15 protein-coding genes are annotated in these 15,219 nt (G+C 67.0%); all 15 read left to right on the plus strand.

Going from position 1 to position 15,219, the window contains the following annotated elements:
- Positions 1-189: 189 nt before the first annotated feature.
- The gene (locus tag ABT304_RS14205; protein WP_246321487.1) at positions 190-1,017 is read left to right on the plus strand and encodes a hypothetical protein; all 828 of its coding nucleotides are present in this window, start codon (positions 190-192) and stop codon (positions 1,015-1,017) included.
- A gap of 167 nt (positions 1,018-1,184) precedes the next feature.
- The gene (locus ABT304_RS14210) at positions 1,185-1,598 is read left to right on the plus strand and encodes an SCP2 sterol-binding domain-containing protein (protein WP_179658622.1); all 414 of its coding nucleotides are present in this window, start codon (positions 1,185-1,187) and stop codon (positions 1,596-1,598) included.
- A gap of 47 nt (positions 1,599-1,645) precedes the next feature.
- On the plus strand, positions 1,646-2,881 hold the full coding sequence (locus tag ABT304_RS14215; protein ID WP_179658621.1) for an acyl-CoA dehydrogenase family protein: 1,236 nt from the start codon (positions 1,646-1,648) through the stop codon (positions 2,879-2,881).
- Between the two features lie 236 nt (positions 2,882-3,117).
- Positions 3,118-3,579 (plus strand): nuclear transport factor 2 family protein, encoded by a 462-nt coding sequence (locus ABT304_RS14220; RefSeq protein ID WP_179658620.1) that lies wholly within the window; start codon positions 3,118-3,120, stop codon positions 3,577-3,579.
- A gap of 15 nt (positions 3,580-3,594) precedes the next feature.
- Positions 3,595-4,080, plus strand: coding sequence for a nuclear transport factor 2 family protein (locus ABT304_RS14225; protein WP_179658619.1), 486 nt, complete (start codon positions 3,595-3,597; stop codon positions 4,078-4,080).
- Positions 4,081-4,325: 245 nt separating this feature from the next.
- Positions 4,326-5,882: an AMP-binding protein gene (locus ABT304_RS14230; RefSeq protein WP_246321486.1), complete on the plus strand. Its 1,557-nt coding sequence runs from the start codon at positions 4,326-4,328 to the stop codon at positions 5,880-5,882.
- Positions 5,883-5,909: 27 nt separating this feature from the next.
- Positions 5,910-7,415: an aldehyde dehydrogenase family protein gene (locus ABT304_RS14235; RefSeq protein ID WP_350716036.1), complete on the plus strand. Its 1,506-nt coding sequence runs from the start codon at positions 5,910-5,912 to the stop codon at positions 7,413-7,415.
- 27 nt (positions 7,416-7,442) lie between these two features.
- Complete coding sequence (gene ribB / locus ABT304_RS14240; protein WP_179658617.1) at positions 7,443-8,165, plus strand: 3,4-dihydroxy-2-butanone-4-phosphate synthase; 723 nt, start codon at positions 7,443-7,445, stop codon at positions 8,163-8,165.
- On the plus strand, positions 8,162-8,680 hold the full coding sequence (locus ABT304_RS14245) for a flavin reductase family protein (RefSeq protein ID WP_008357912.1): 519 nt from the start codon (positions 8,162-8,164) through the stop codon (positions 8,678-8,680). Before ribB ends, ABT304_RS14245 begins: the two co-directional genes overlap by 4 nt.
- Positions 8,680-9,543 carry an MlaE family ABC transporter permease gene (locus ABT304_RS14250; RefSeq protein WP_246321485.1) on the plus strand — a complete coding sequence of 288 codons (864 nt, stop codon included), beginning with the start codon at positions 8,680-8,682 and terminating at the stop codon, positions 9,541-9,543. The genes ABT304_RS14245 and ABT304_RS14250 overlap by 1 nt, the downstream gene beginning before the upstream one ends.
- 9 nt (positions 9,544-9,552) lie before the next feature.
- Positions 9,553-10,416, plus strand: coding sequence for an ABC transporter permease (locus ABT304_RS14255; protein ID WP_179658615.1), 864 nt, complete (start codon positions 9,553-9,555; stop codon positions 10,414-10,416).
- A 39-nt stretch (positions 10,417-10,455) separates the two neighbouring features.
- Positions 10,456-11,298, plus strand: a complete 843-nt coding sequence (locus ABT304_RS14260) for an ABC transporter ATP-binding protein (protein ID WP_179658614.1) — start codon at positions 10,456-10,458, stop codon at positions 11,296-11,298.
- A gap of 51 nt (positions 11,299-11,349) precedes the next feature.
- Positions 11,350-12,528: an MlaD family protein gene (locus tag ABT304_RS14265; protein ID WP_246321484.1), complete on the plus strand. Its 1,179-nt coding sequence runs from the start codon at positions 11,350-11,352 to the stop codon at positions 12,526-12,528.
- Entirely contained in the window at positions 12,525-13,895 is a 1,371-nt protein-coding gene (locus ABT304_RS14270; protein WP_179658612.1) for an MlaD family protein, read from the plus strand. Before ABT304_RS14265 ends, ABT304_RS14270 begins: the two co-directional genes overlap by 4 nt.
- Entirely contained in the window at positions 13,892-15,193 is a 1,302-nt protein-coding gene (locus ABT304_RS14275; protein ID WP_179658611.1) for an MlaD family protein, read from the plus strand. Before ABT304_RS14270 ends, ABT304_RS14275 begins: the two co-directional genes overlap by 4 nt.
- Positions 15,194-15,219 lie beyond the last annotated feature (26 nt).

Genomic DNA, 15,219 nt, shown 5'->3' on the forward strand with positions numbered 1-15,219 from the left:
CGTCCGACCAATAGAGCGGACCTGTCTGACGAGGTCAATGAAGTCCGCCATGACTCCACTCCGAGGGATGGCGAGTTCACCCCTGTGGAGGGAAGGTCACGCCCAGGCAACACATCTAGCGTCAGGACGCGTGACGCGGCCCGTCCGGTCGCGTCGACAGCCTGTGACAGGAGCGAAACGATGGGTCGAATGCCAGATGATGTCATCAACCACGAGCTGAGCCTGGTGTGGCAACAGATCTTCACCTGGGCGAGCTGGGCGATCGTGGCGGTGATGCTCGCCATCGCCGTGACGATGTGGGTGCGACAGCGCACGCCGTTCTACCTGATCGCGTGTCTCGCTGCGGGCGTTGCCGCCTACGCCGAGCCCCTCTACGACGTGGCCTTCGACCTCTGGTTCTACGACGCCCACAACGGGGAGCCCGGCGCGATGTGGTCGCACTTCACGGCGTTCGGTGTGGTGCAGCCGAACTGGTCGCACAGCGGCTACGTCATCCTCTACGCCAGCGCCTGCCTCTATGCCGGCCGTCGGATCTACCAAGGCAGGCTGGGTGGCAAGGGGCTGTTCGTCATCTGGGCCGCCGAGATCGCCGCCTCGTGCGTCTTCGAGGTCATCGGCACCGGCACCGACGTCTACACCTACTACGGCCCGTACGAGCTTCGGATCTGGAACTACCCCCTGGTGATCGGCGTCCTCGAGGGCACCCAGGTCGTGCTCTTCACGATCGTCGCGGTGCACATCTGGCGCCGGGTCGAGTCCGCGTGGGGGCTCACCAGCCTGTTCATCGTCTTCCCGATGACCTTCTTCGCGGCCAACTTCGGGATCGGTGCGCCGATCATCATCGCGCTGCACCTCGATGGGGCCGAGTTCTCGCGCGGCCTCGTCTGGGCCGCCACGTTCCTGACCATCGCGATGTGCGCGGCGGTCGTGAACGGCCTGACGAGGTTCCTGCCCGACCCGATCGGCTCCGGCGAGCCGGAGGTCGCTCCGGAGCCGGCATCGTCGGTGCGGGCCTGACCCGGGCCTGACGCACGATTCTGCAGGTCACGGCGAGCAAGAACACCCCGTCGGACGGTCAACCCCCCACTACGGGAGGACGCCCCGGAGGGCGGCGGAACCTACGTTTGAACGAGGCCGGTATCCGGCCCCCGTCCGCCCAGTGGGCCCGATCAGGAGGTACACAGTTGAGTACGTTCAAGGATGCTGACGAGGTCTACGCCTTCATCGGCAAGGCCATGGAGGCTTGCGTCGTCGAGCCGAAGTTCGTCGAAGCCACCAAGGACGGCAATCTCGTCGTCCTGATCCAGCAGACCGACCCCGAGGCCCATGTCCTGGTCGACTTCCCGGGGCAGAAGGTCCTGACCGGGGATGCGGCGAAGGCGGCAGCCTCCACGGTCCAGCTCCGGATGAGCTCCGACAACGCCAACAAGTTCTGGCAGGGCAGGCTCAACTTCACCCTCGCCATGGCGCAGCGCAAGGTCAGGCTCGAGGGCAAACGGACCACGGCGCTCGCGCTGCTTCCGCTGACCGACCCGATCTTCGAGACGTACAAGGCCATCCTCGCCGAGGCCGGCCGCACCGACCTGCTCGTCGACTGACGGCCGGTCCTTCCACCCTCCCGGCAATGACACGAGCAGGAGCCAACATGACTGACAAGATGACCGAGGACGAGTTCGAGGGCGCCTTCGCCAAGGCGCAGGAGCTCTCGCAGTTCTTCCGTGAGATCGGCCCGAAGTACGACGAGGAGAACACGTTCGCATTCCCCTCGATCGCGGCCTTCAAGAAGAGCGGGCTAGGAGCGCTGTCCGTTCCGAAGGAGTACGGCGGCCTGGGCGGCGACCTGCTCGACACGTCGCGCGTGGTGAGCGAGCTCTCCCGGGGCGACTCGGCCATCACCCTCTCCTACAACATGCACTACATCATGGTCGGCATCACCATGAGCCTGATGAGCGAGACCCAGAAGAAGCACTGGCTGGGACGCGTGGTCGACGGCGACATCATGTTCGGCCCGTTCTCCGAGCAGCGCGCCGGCTTCAGCGGCCTCGCTGACATGAAGGCTGTCCCGCAGCCCGAGGGTGGCTGGAAGCTCTACGGCAAGAAGGTGTGGGGCACGCTCTGCGAAGCCTCCGACATCGTGACGACCAACGCGACGATCACCGACGCCGAGGGCAACCTGCCCGAGGACTTCGAGGAGCGGGTCAACGCCGAGTCGTTCTTCATCGGCGACTTCAAGGTCGACGAGAACGGCCAGGGCGATGGCGTCCGTATCGAGAAGACCTGGAACGCGCTGGGCATGCATGCCACCGGCACCCAGACCATCGTCTTCGACGGCTACTACGTGCCCGAGGACGGTTTCATCTGCGAATGGCGTTCGGGTGCCTTCGGCGTCCTCGAGTGGGCGTCGCTGATGTTCGCCAGCATCTACCTGGGCATGCAGGCGCGCATCCTCGAGGAGTCGCGTGCGGTCCTCTCCAAGAAGACCCTGGGCGCCGTGTTCGGCGCGGTCGTCGCATCGGACGTCAAGGTCTCCGGTGTGGGACACATCATCGACGGCATCGGCGACATGGCCTCACGCTACGAACTCTCCCGTCGTGTGCTCTACCGCACCTGCACCGAGGTCTCGGAGGGTTATGACGACAACTGGCCGATCGAGCTGCGCTTCCCGTACATCGGTCTGGCCAAGACGTTCATCGCCGAGAATGTCATGCACATGAGCAAGCACGCGATGAGTATGGTCGGCGGGTCGTCGTTCAAGAAGGGTGCCATCTTCGAGCGCCTCTACCGCGACTCGGCCGCCTCGATGTTCCAGCCGCTGAACGCAGACCAGTCCCGCACCTACATCGGGGAGAACCTGCTCGCCCCGGAGGAGCTCGACGACTGATCTCACCGCACAGCCGACGTCGGCCTGCCCCTGTCCGGGGGCGGGCCGACGTCGATTTCGGGTCTCCGAAGCAGCTTTCAGATCGGCACCGTGACCCCAGCTGTCCACTCCTACGGGCAGTGCTGATCATCCCGTGGTGTGAGGCGTACGTCACTCCCTGCTCATACCTTCATAAGTGGGGTTGCGGCGCGCAGAATGTCGAACCTCTTCGAGAAGTCCCAATGGAGGAGAGATCAATGAACTACGCGTTCGCCATCAAGTGGCTGAAGGCATTCCGCGAGAGCTCTGAGGTGATCACCGCGCTGTACGCGGACGACTTCGTCTTCGAGGACCCGATCCTCGACCAGTTCGGGATCACTGACAAGGGCGACCTCGGGCGGATCTTCGACCTGTACGCCAACAAGGACCGCACCAACGGCCTGGGCGTGCACAACTTCCGGATCCGCGGCTACTGGGGTGACCACAAGAGCGGTCTCATCCGTTGGGAGTGGGGCCCGGAGGACTGCACGAACTTCATCGGCCTTGACGTCGCCAACAAGCCGTTCGTGTGCCAGGGCCACACCTTCCACCAGTACAACGATGACGGTCTGATCGTCCGCGAGTCGTCCTGGTGGGAGATCTCGACAATCCTCGAGCAGATCGGGTACCCCGGCGCCGACAACCCCCGCCCGCTCGGTAAGACCGCCGTCCCGGCCTGATTTAGGAGAACAGACATGACCGACATCGAATACGCGAAGCGCTGGGCGGAGACCCGCACCACCGACCTGGACGCGCACCGCGAGCTGTACGCCGCCTCGAGGCACTTCGCCATCGACAGCCGTAAGGTCGAGGACCACGAGCTCGACACCATCACGACCGACGCTGAGTTCGCGGAGGGCATGGCGCGATACGTGAACAGCGACGAGACGAGTGGTGCCGGGGTCCACAAGTTCACGGTCACGGACGTACTCCCGGGCAACGGCCACATGCTCATCCACTTCGACTGGGAACTCAAGGGCGCCGACAGCTACTGCGGCCTGCCGACCAACGGCAAGACGCTCCGGACCAAGGGATCGGCGTTCCTCGACTTCGACGCGAACGGGAAGATCGAGATGGAGTCCAGTTTCGTCGCTGAGGTGCCCGTCTTCCAGGAGCTCGGCGTCGCGCTGATCACGCCGCACTACTGGGAGGAAGGGTTCGACCCGGCTTCGCTGGGCTGACCTACGCGCGACCCCCACGTGGCCGGAGACCGACAGGTCTCCGGCCACGAGTCATTTTTCCGCTCTGTGAAGTGGGTCACCCCATGGGAGGGGCCTGTTCCTCCCCTGAGGTGTCGCCCACGTCACACCGCCAGATCTAGGTTCGGAGGACCGCGGTGGTGGCCGGCAAAGAGCACCTGGTCACCACCGCGCGACCAACACCAGTAGCGACAATGCAGCAGAGAGCAGGGGCCATGTGGGGCACGATGCCAGACGTCCTGGACAGGGCATGCGGGTACTACACGAACTCCGTCGCCGTCGTCGACGGAGACCGGCGGATCACCTACGGCGAGCTGCGCGACTGGTCCAACCAGATCGCCAACGCACTGGTCTCCCTCGGCGTGCGGAAGGGTGAGCGCGTCGGGCTGCTGCTCCCCAACACGTTGGAGTTCATCCCGAGCCAGCACGGCATCTGGAAGGCCGGCGCGGTCCTCGTGCAGATGCCCGGTCGGGCGGCAGCCGCCGTCCACCGCGCCAACCTCGACCAGACCGAGGCCACCACGCTGATCTACCACTCCTCGTTCGACGCCGTGGTCGAGGAGATGCGGGCCGAGCTGCCGAAGCTTGGTCGCTTCATCCGCGTCGGCGGCGACGTCGAATCCTCCGCTGACCACGCGTTCGAGGCCCTGGTCTCCGGCCAGCCGACCGAGCGGCCTGACGTCGCGCTGGACGAGCACGACGAGGCGTACGTGCTCTTCACCTCCGGCAGCACCGGCGAGCCCAAGGGCGTCGTCCAGTCCCACTTCACCTGGTGTCACTACAGCATCACCGCCGGCCTCGAGATCGGTGACATCCAGCAGGGGGAGGTCTTCGCGCACGGCGCCCCGCTGACCCACTTCACCCAGATCTTCGTCCACCCGACGTTCCTGCGGGGAGGCACCAACGTGATGCTGCCGGGGCTCGAGGTCGAGACGCTCCTCTCCGCCGTCGAGCGCGAGAAGGTCACGGCGACCGCGGTCGTTCCGACGATCATCTACATGCTGGTGGACCACCCGAAGCGTGACTCCTACGACCTCTCCTCGCTGCAGACGATGATCTACGCGGGTTCGCCCATCGCCCCCGACCGCCTCAAGGACGCGCTCGAGGTCTTCGGCCCGATCTTCATCCAGACCTACGCCGGCACCGAGCCCGGATACGTGTCCTGCCTGCGCAAGACCGACCACCGGGTCGACACCGACGAGGACGTCAGGCGACTGGCATCCGGCGGCCGTCCGCTGCCGTTCACCCAGGTCACCATCCAGGACGAGGAGGACAACGTCCTCCCGGTCGGCGAGATCGGCGAGATCTGCTCCAAGCAGCTCGGCCAGATGCTCGGGTACGTCGACGCGTCGCGCAACGCCGAGGCGCTCCGTGGCGGCTGGGTGCACACAGGCGACATCGGCCGGCTCGACGACGACGGCTTCCTCTACCTGGTCGACCGCAAGAAGGACATGGTCGTCAGCGGCGGGTTCAACGTCTTCCCGCGCCAGGTCGAGGACGTGCTCCTCGAGGACGCCGACGTCGCACAGGTCGCCGTCGTCGGCATCCCGCACGAAAAGTGGGGCGAGGCGGTGCACGCCTTCGTCGTCGTCAAGGACCGCAGCACCGCCGGCGACGAGCTGGTGGCGCGGCTGAAGGCTCGGGTGAAGGCGGCCCTGGGGCCGGTCTCGGCGCCCAAGACCGTCGACTTCCTCGACGAGCTGCCCGTCAACCCCGCCGGCAAGGTCGACAAGAAGACCCTGCGGGCTCCCTTCTGGCAGGGCCGCGACCGCCAGGTCGGCTGAGACAACCACCACCAACAGGAGTATCCGATGAGCGTTCCGCACTACCCCCTCCAGATCAACGGCGACATCGTCGAGACCGACGAGACCCTCGAGGTGCGCAGCCCCGCGACGGGCGAGCTCGTGGCCACCGTGGCGAAGGGTGGCGCTGCCGAGATCGACGCGGCGGTCGCCGCGGCGAAGGCCGCCGACAAGAGCGGTGTCTGGCGCAACACGCCGCCGGCCGAGCGTGCCGCGATCATCAACACGGTCGCCGCAAGCCTGGCCGGTCGCATCGAGGAGCTGGCCGCCCTGCAGAGCAGAGAGAACGGCGCGACCATCCGCGTCACCGGCGCGCTGCATGTCGGCCTCTCGATCGCCAACATGCAGTCCGTCGCCGCCCAGACCCTCGAGTACGAGTTCGAGAAGGCCGGCCCGGAGATCGGCCCGGTCCCGGCTGAGGGCATCCTCCGCCGCGAGCCGCTCGGCGTCGTCGGCGCGATCGTGCCCTGGAACATCCCGCTGCTGACGATCGTCTGGAAGGTCACCCCAGCGCTGGCCGCCGGCAACACCGTGGTCCTCAAACCGGACGAGCACGCGCCGTTGCTCGCGCTCGAGCTCATGAAGGAGTTCGAGGCCGCAGGCCTGCCGAAGGGCGTCCTCACCGTGGTGGTCGGCGACGGCCACGACGCCGGCGCCCGCCTCAGCCAGCACCCCGACGTCCGCAAGGTCGGCTTCACCGGCTCCACCGAGGTCGGCAAGAGCATCCTCGGCGCCTCCGCCGACAACATGAAGCGGGTCACCCTCGAGCTCGGTGGCAAGGGCCCGAACATCCTGCTCGACGACGCCGACCTCGATGTTGCCATCGACGGCGCCATCTACGCCTGCATGGCGAACAACGGTGAAGCCTGCGAGGCCGGCACCCGACTGCTCGTCCCGAGCGAGCGCAAGGACGAGATCGTCGAGCGGCTGGTCGCCCGGGTGGCCACGATGAAGATCGGCGACCCGCTCGAGCTCGCCACCGACATCGGTCCGCTGATCACCGCCGAGCAGCGTGACCGGGTGCTCGCACACATCGCCAAGGCCCAGACGCAGGGCGCCAAGGTCGCCATCGGCGGGTCCGCCCCGGCTGGCGACGAGTTCGCCAACGGCTACTTCGTCGAGCCGACCATCCTCACCGACGTCACTCCCGAGATGACGGTCGCCTGCGAGGAGGTCTTCGGACCGGTCCTCAGTGTTCTCAGCTACGAGACCGTCGAGGAGGCCGTGGCGATCGCCAACGACACCGAGTACGGCCTGTCCGCGGGTGTCTGGGGCACCGACGAGGCGCGCGTCCTCGACGTTGCCCGCCAGCTGGAGGCCGGCATGGTCTACGTCAACGACTGGCATGTCCTCCACCCGGCGTACCCCTTCGGCGGCTACAAGCAGAGCGGCCTCGGTCGCGAGGGTGGCCCCAACGCCCTGGACCAGTACACGGAGCAGAAGTACATCTCCGTCGACCGCTCGGGCGGCGTCGAGAACAAGGCGTACGGCCTCGTCCTCGGCACCCCCGCCTGACCGCGCAACTCTGACCGAGGAGCAGTCATGCGCCAGCACGTGTCAGCGAGCAGCAAAGACCTCGTCGAGGCGGCTTGCCGTGAGCTGCTTCTCGGTCGGGGGGTCGTCGTCTTCGATGACGAGGACCGCGAGAACGAGGGCGACCTGATCTTCGCCGCCGAGCACATGACGGCGGAGTCGATGGCCTTCGTGATCCGTCACACCAGTGGCCTGGTGTGCGTCGGCATGGCCGGCAGCCGGCTCGATCAGCTCGGCCTGCCGGCCATGGTCGAGGCCGCGAGCGACCCACGCGGGACCGCGTTCACGGTATCCGTGGACCTTGCGAACCCGGCCTCGACGGGCATCTCCGCCCTGGACCGGGCGGCCACCGCGCGCGCCCTTGCCGACTCCCGGTTCGGGGGCGATCTGTTCACCAGGCCGGGACATGTGTTCCCGCTTCGGGCGCGTCCCGGGGGAGTCCTCCAGCGGGCAGGGCACACGGAGGCCGCGGTCGACCTGTGCCGGCTCGCAGACCTGCAGCCGGCCGGAGTCCTCGCCGAGATCACCAACGACGACGGCACCATGGCGCGGATGCCGGACCTGGTGCGCTTCGCGGGCGACCACGGCCTGGTGCTTCTCTCGGTCGCCGACGTCGTGCGGGTTCGCATGTCGACCCTGCACGGCGAGTTCCACGCCGTGACCAACCGCTCAGGATCCCGACTCGACCATGACCTCGGCGCCAACTGCGCGCCGGAACGGAGAGCATCATGACCAGCACCGTGACCCCCCCGACGAACGTCGATCAGAAGTTCCGTGCGGCCATGTCGGCCTTTCCCAGCGGCGTCACCATGATGACGACGGCCGGCCCGGACGGCGAGCCGCGCGGATTCGCGGCGAGCTCGTTCTGCTCCGTCTCGCTCGACCCGCCCTTGGTGCTGGTCTGCCTCGCCAAGACCGCGCAGTGCCACGACGCCTTCATCGACAACGACCAGTGGTCGATCCAGGTCGCGGGTGCTGCCCACGTCGACCTCGTGACCCGGTTCGCGACCAAGGGGGTGGACAAGTTCGCCGGCGGCGAGTTCGTGCCCGACCACCGCGGTGTTCCCGTACTGGTCGATGCAGCCGTGCTCATCGAGTGCGAGGCACACCAGCGGTACGACGGAGGTGACCACACCATCCTCGTCGCCAAGGTGCTCGACATCGATGTGGATGACCGGCCGGCCCTCCTCTACTTCCAGCGTGAGTTCCGGCACCTGGACCACTTTCCGATGCAGGGGGCCTTCTGATGGCCCTCGACACCCAGCCGCCCCCGGCGGCTGAGCAACCACAGCGGCCGCTGACGCCATCGGGCCGGATGATGCACCGAGCCCCGGCGGGCGTGCAACGCATCCTCGTCGACATGGGCGAGGCGGGCAGGCTGCTCGGCTATCTCGTGAAGACCGCGGTCAAGGAGCCCCGGGGCTACTGGACCGCGACCCGCGACGAGATGTTCTACATGCTGCAGTTCTGCTGGCTCCCGGTCACGCTGGCCGTGGGCGGATTCTCGTTCCTGATCGCCAACTACGCCTACGACCTGGTCGGCCTCCTCGGCGCCGGCAACCGGCTCGGGACCTACTTCGTCTTCGCCAGCCTCCGTGAGATCTCGCCCTTCGCGACCGGCATGGCCGTCGCGGGCGTCATGGGCACTGCGATGACGGCCGACCTCGGCGCCCGGAAGATCCGCGAAGAGCTCGACGCCTTCACCGTCCTCGGCATCGACGCCATCCGCACCCTGGTGCTGCCGCGCGTCATCGCGATCACCGTGATGATGGTCGCCTTCAACATCGTCGGCAGCCTCCTCGGCATGAGCATGGCGATGATCTCCGCGACCTGGCTCGGCACCACGTCTCCCGGCGCCTTCCTGGGCAACCTGCTGGGCTCCATGACGGTGCCCGAGCTCGTCGGCACCACGGTCAAGTGCACGCTGATCGGCCTCTTCATCGGCGTGGTCTCCGCGCAGAAGGGGCTCAACGCCAAGGGTGGGGCCGAGGGCGTCGGCCGAGCGGTCAACGAGGCGGTCGTCCTCTCGTTCGCCGCCGTCTGGGTCGTCAACTTCATCGTCAACGCCACCATGCTCGGGCTCAACCCCGAGATGCTGATCAGCAGGTAGGGGAAGAACATGACCACGACGCACGTCACGAACCCCACCACCGATGAGGACGAGGGCCCAGAGCTCAGCGTCAACAGCTCGGGTGGCATGGGTGGCTACAGCGACGGAAGCTCGCTGATCGCCGATCTCGGTGGCATCGCGCTGTTCGGCATCCAGATCGTCAAGTCGATGCCGGACGTCCGGCACTACGGCACGGAGGTGCTGCGCCAGGCCGGGATCATCATCCTCAAGAGCACGTTCATCATCTGGTTCATGATGTGCATGCTCGCCGCGGAGATCGCCTTGGAGGCGCACTACCTGCTCGCCCAGCTCGGCGCTGGCGGCTACACCGCCGTGTTCAGTTCGACCGGCGACTACACCGTCGCTCCGGAGATGTGGGGGTGGATCCTCTCGGCCAAGGTCGCGTGCGGCCTGGTCGCGGAGCTCGGCTCCATGCGGATCAGCGAAGAGATCGACGCCCTCGACGTCATGGGACTCGACTCCCGGGCGTATCTCGTCAACACTCGGGTGCTCGCGATGATCATCGTCACGCCGTTCATGTTCGTCACCGGCACCGGCCTGATGTACATCCTGGGCTACTACATGAACGTCTACCTGTTCCACAGCGTTTCTGGTGGCGGCTATCTGTCGGTGTTCTGGTCGTTCACGACCCAGCAGGACCTCCTGCTCTCACTGCTTCAGGGCACGATCATGGGCCTCCTCATCGTCCTGGTCGGTTGCTACTACGGCTTCAACGCGAGCGGCGGCCCCGTGGGGGTCGGCAAGGCCACCGCAAAGTCGATGGTGATCAACCTCGTCATCGTCAGCGTGCTCGGCGCGGTCTTCCAACAGCTCTTCTTCGGCGCCTTGACACGAGCACCGATCAGCTTCTGACGGCACGTCTGGTTCGGACTCCACCGAAAGGAAACCCGCATGTCCTCTCACACCGCCAGCCTCGACGAGGACCGCTCGTACGAGGAGATCTACTCTCAGGGCGTCATCGTCGACCACGACCCCAACCTGGACCACAGCGTCCGGATCAAGGAGGTCAAGAAGTCGTTCGGCTCCTTCGACGTCCTCACCGGGCTCAACCTGAACTTCGTCGACGACGCGATCACCACGGTTCTGGGTCCCTCGGGCACGGGCAAGAGCGTGCTGCTCAAGCACATCGTCGGCCTGCTCGAGCCTGACTCCGGGGTGGTGGAGGTGCTGGGGCAGGACATGTGGAGCATCAACGCGAAGGAGCGGCAGGAGATCCGCAAGCGGATGGGAATCCTGTTCCAGGACGGCGCGCTCTTCGGCTCCATGAACATCTACGACAACGTCGCGTTCCCGCTGCGCAAGCACACCACCAAGCGCGAGTCGGAGATCCGCAAGATCGTGATGGGTCACCTGGACGAGGTGGGACTCGCCCGGGCAGTCACGAAGTTCCCCGGCGAGGTGTCTGGCGGAATGAAGAAGCGTGCCGGCTTCGCACGCGCCCTGGTCCTCAACCCGAGTGTCGTGATGTTCGACGAGCCCGACTCCGGCCTCGACCCGGTGCGCACCAGCCTGCTCAACGACCTGATCCTCAAGATGCACGCCGAGCACGGTGGAACCTACGTGCTCGTGACCCACGACATCCGGACCGCCCGCAAGGTCAGTGACTACGTGGGCGTGGTCTGGCAAGGAAAGCTCATTCACTACGGCGAGACGGAGGAGGCCTTCAACTCGGACATGCCCTTCGTGCGGCAGTTCCTGTCCGGAGACTCCGTCGGCCCCCTCGGAATGGACTGAACGACGATGCGACGAATGCGATGGCTGGCCCTGGCAGGTGTAGGGGCAGTCTTGGTTGGCGGCCTGGCCACGATGGGTGGGGACGACTACGAGGTCGACCTGGTGATGCCCTCGGCGGCTCAGCTGTCCGAGCGGAGCTCGGTGTGGATCAACGGGCATGACGCCGGGAAGATCACCGCCCTGGACGTCAAGAACGGGAAGGCGATCGTCACGGTGTCCGTCGACGAGGACTTCGCGCCGCTCCATGACGGGAGCACCACTCGGGTCGAGTGGGTCTCGGCGGTGGGCGAGCGAGTCCTGACGATCTATCCCGGACCGACGAAGAATGCCGCGCTCCCGGAAGGAGCTCTCGTCGAGGGCACCTCGCGACAGGTCGAGGTCGACCAGGTGCTGCAGGCGCTCGACGAACCGACCAGGAAGCGCCTCACGACGCTCATCGGTCAGCTTAACGACACCGCGGGCGGTCGAGAGGACGAGACGCGTGACACGATCCGGGGCGCCTCGGCAGCCGTCGGCGCGCTCGGGGAGGTGCTCCAGGCAGTCGGCCAGGACGGCCCCGCCATCCGGGCCCTCGTCACACAGCTCAGCGAGCTCACCGGCGCGGCCGCCTCACGCAAGGACGGCATCGCGAACACGGTGCAGCAGCTCAACGAGATCTCCGAGGCGACCGCGCGCGAGGAGAAGGAGCTCAACGAGACCCTGGGGCGCCTTCCACGAGTCCTCCAGACTGCGCAGGGCACCCTCCGCAAGGTGCCCGGCGCGACCGAGCCGACCGTGGACCTGCTCGAGGACCTGCGTCCCTCCACGCAGCTGCTTCCGAGCGTCAGCGCAAACCTGGCACCGACGCTGGTCGACCTGCGGCCGACGGTGGCCGAGCTGCGCCCGTTGCTCTCGGATGCAGACGAGCTTCTCGCGCAGACCCCAGGGTTGCTCGATACGAGTCACCAGGTCGTGCCCACCCTCAACAACTTCGTGGACGACGTCGGACCTGCGATCGCGTTCCTGCGTCCCTACACCCCAGAAGGCGTCGGTGGCGTCGGCAACTGGGGCCAGGCATTCGCCCCGTACGACGGGGCGGGGCACACATGGGCAGGCCTGCTCGGCCCAGGCACCAACTTGGTCAACGAGAGCCCCGTGCCCTTGCCGACGGCCCGCCAGAACCCCGCCCCGCCGCCGGGGCAGCCCGAGGGCCAGCCCTGGACCGACGCGAATGGGAGTGAGATCAAATGACGAAGAAGACCTTGATCGCCGTGATCACGGCGCTGGGCCTGGTCGCCGTTCTCGGGTTCGTACTGATGGGCCGAGGCGGAAATGATGACCAGGCCGAGCTGGTCGCCGTGTTCGACGATGCCAGTCCGCTTGTGCCGGGCAACGTCGTCAAGGCCTCCGGCGTGGACGTCGGAAAGATCACCGATGTCGAGCTCCGCGACGGGAAGGCTCAGGTCAAGATGCGCATCGACCGCAGCGTCCTGCCGCTCCACGAGGACGCCAAGGCGACCATCACCACCCAGGACCTGCTTGGAGAGCGGTTCATCCGGCTCCACCGAGGCAGCCCGGACGCACCGTTGATGTCGGCGATGACGATCCCCACGAAGAACACGGACCGGGTGGTCGATCTCCAGGATGTGCTCAACGCCGTGGACACGCCGACATCGGTGGCCCTCTCGGCGCTGCTCACCGAAACGGGCGAAGGTCTGCAGGGTCGTGGGAAGCAGGCAGACGAGGCGCTTGCGGCCCTCGCCCCCGCGATGAAGCAGACGAGCGACCTGGCGGAGATCCTCGAGGACCAGAATGACCTGCTGACCCGACTGGTGGACAACACCCAGCCGGTCGCGTCCTCCGTGGCTGCCGACGAAGGCCGTCAGCTGGACCAGCTCGTCGACTCGGCCACCCAGTCCCTCGAGATCGTCGCCTCGGAACGGGCCGCCCTCCAGGCTGCGCTGGCCCGGTTGCCGCAGACCTTGCGCAGCGCCCGAGCGGCCCTCGCCGAGCTCGCCGGCACAGCCGAGCCGACACGTCGCACCCTGAAGTCCCTGCGGCCGATCACCGACGACCTCGATGACGTCAGCGGCGAGCTGCAGAAGTTCGCCGACGCAGCAGACCCGGCACTCGGATCGCTTCCGCCCGTGCTGGAGCGCGCCGACCAGCTGCTTGCCGAGGCAGCACCCGTCGTGTCCGCACTGCGCCCCGCCGGCAAGGACCTCGTCCCGACCTCACGATCGGGAGCCCAGCTCATGGGCACCGCGCTGAGCGGTAAGAGCCTGACCGACCTCATGGAGTTTGCCGAGGGCTGGTCGCTGGCAACGAGCGACTACGACGCGATCAGTCACTACTTCAAGGCGATGGTGCCGCTCTCGCCCAACTCGATCGGTGACACGGCTGCGGGGATCGCGCCGGTCGTCCCCGATGACACCGCGCACGGCCTGCCGGTGCCGACGGCGCCGGAGATCGAGCAGAAACCGCGCGAGGGCGCGGCCGAGGACGATGCGATCGGCGGGCTGCTCGGCGGTGCCGCAACCGATGACGACAGTGCCACCGGCCTCTCCTCGAAACAGGAGAGCAGCCTCGTGGAGCAGTTCCTGGGAGGTCTGCAGTGAGCATCAAGGTGACTCCGGAGTTCCGGACACGTGCCCTCGCCTTCAAGGCCGGACTGATTGTCCTGGTCGTGCTGGCCGGCATCCTGTTCGTGACGTTCAAGGCTCAGACTGGGATGCCATTCGCCAAGACCACCGAGGTCCAGGCACTGGTCTCCAACGTGCACTCGCTTCGTGCCAATGACGCTGTGCGTCAGTTCAGCAAGCGGATCGGCCGGGTGAGCTCGATCGACTACCAGGACGGCGCCGCCCTGGTGACCATGGAACTCGACGGCGACGTCGACGTATACCGCGACGCCCACGTCGAGCTGTGGGACCTGTCCGCGCTGGCCACCAAGTTCGTCGCGCTCGATCCGGGCACGCCCGAGGCGGGAGAGATCGGTGACGAGCCGATCCCGGCCAGCCAGACGGATGACTCCGCAGACGTCTATCAGCTGCTCGATGTGCTCGATCCGAAGACGCGGAGCGCGGCGACCTCGACCCTGCGTGCGCTCGGCGGCGGAGTCGCCGGGCATGCCAAGGACATCCAGCATCTCCTCGCGGCTGCCCCCGATCTCCTGGGCGACCTCGGCGCCGTATCTGCCGCCCTCGCTGCCCCCGAGACAGATCTGGTCGGGCTCCTGGACAACGTGGAAACCGTCTCCGGTCGGCTTCGTGGCCGGGAGTCGGAGATGCGCCAGCTGATGGACCGCAGCCAGGAGACACTCGCCGCCGTGAGCGTCGACTCGGGAGAGCCGCTCCGCCGCACGGTGGACCAGCTGCCGCAGACGCTCGAGCACACCGAGCGTGCGATGAGCAGCCTCCAGACCCCGCTGGCGGACACGGGGCACGCGATGAGGTCCCTGCGTCCCGGAGCCGACGCACTAGGCCGCTCGGAACGCGACCTCCGCGGCTTCCTGCGTGAGTCGGTGCCCGTGGCGAAACAGGTCCCACCGGTCGCGAAGACGGCGATCCCGGCGGTCGAGGACCTCACCCAGACGGTCGCGGATGCGCGCCCGCTGGCCCCGATGGTGCGCCAGGCTTTGGCCGACCTCAAGGTGCCGCTGGGTGTGCTTGCCCCGTACGCCCCCGAGATGGCCACGCTGTTCCTCCGTGGCCGGAGCTTCGTCTCACAAGGACCGCAGCCCGGTGTCCGCTACGCACGGCTCGGACTGACGCCAGGGGTCAACACCGTCACCGGCGGACTGATCGCATCCGGCGACGCCAGCCTGCCGCAGAACATGTACCCGCGCCCGGGCGAGGCGCAGAACGACCGTGCCGAAGGCCTCACGCCTCCCGGCCTGCCCTTGGGAGTGAACTGATGACAACGTCTCGTCCGAAGTTGGTC

Source organism: Nocardioides sp. NPDC000445 (genome assembly GCF_040300245.1).
Lineage (GTDB): Bacteria > Actinomycetota > Actinomycetes > Propionibacteriales > Nocardioidaceae > Nocardioides.

What these genes read in the sequence shown, in the direction of transcription:
- ABT304_RS14205 (WP_246321487.1), top strand. Translation starts at nt 190, where the DNA reads ATGCCAGATGATGTCATCAACCACGAGCTGAGCCTGGTGTGGCAACAG.
- ABT304_RS14215 (WP_179658621.1), top strand. Translation starts at nt 1,646, where the DNA reads ATGACTGACAAGATGACCGAGGACGAGTTCGAGGGCGCCTTCGCCAAG.
- ABT304_RS14220 (WP_179658620.1), top strand. Translation starts at nt 3,118, where the DNA reads ATGAACTACGCGTTCGCCATCAAGTGGCTGAAGGCATTCCGCGAGAGC.
- ABT304_RS14225 (WP_179658619.1), top strand. Translation starts at nt 3,595, where the DNA reads ATGACCGACATCGAATACGCGAAGCGCTGGGCGGAGACCCGCACCACC.
- ABT304_RS14230 (WP_246321486.1), top strand. Translation starts at nt 4,326, where the DNA reads ATGCCAGACGTCCTGGACAGGGCATGCGGGTACTACACGAACTCCGTC.
- ABT304_RS14235 (WP_350716036.1), top strand. Translation starts at nt 5,910, where the DNA reads ATGAGCGTTCCGCACTACCCCCTCCAGATCAACGGCGACATCGTCGAG.
- ribB (WP_179658617.1), top strand. Translation starts at nt 7,443, where the DNA reads ATGCGCCAGCACGTGTCAGCGAGCAGCAAAGACCTCGTCGAGGCGGCT.
- ABT304_RS14245 (WP_008357912.1), top strand. Translation starts at nt 8,162, where the DNA reads ATGACCAGCACCGTGACCCCCCCGACGAACGTCGATCAGAAGTTCCGT.
- ABT304_RS14250 (WP_246321485.1), top strand. Translation starts at nt 8,680, where the DNA reads ATGGCCCTCGACACCCAGCCGCCCCCGGCGGCTGAGCAACCACAGCGG.
- ABT304_RS14255 (WP_179658615.1), top strand. Translation starts at nt 9,553, where the DNA reads ATGACCACGACGCACGTCACGAACCCCACCACCGATGAGGACGAGGGC.
- ABT304_RS14260 (WP_179658614.1), top strand. Translation starts at nt 10,456, where the DNA reads ATGTCCTCTCACACCGCCAGCCTCGACGAGGACCGCTCGTACGAGGAG.
- ABT304_RS14270 (WP_179658612.1), top strand. Translation starts at nt 12,525, where the DNA reads ATGACGAAGAAGACCTTGATCGCCGTGATCACGGCGCTGGGCCTGGTC.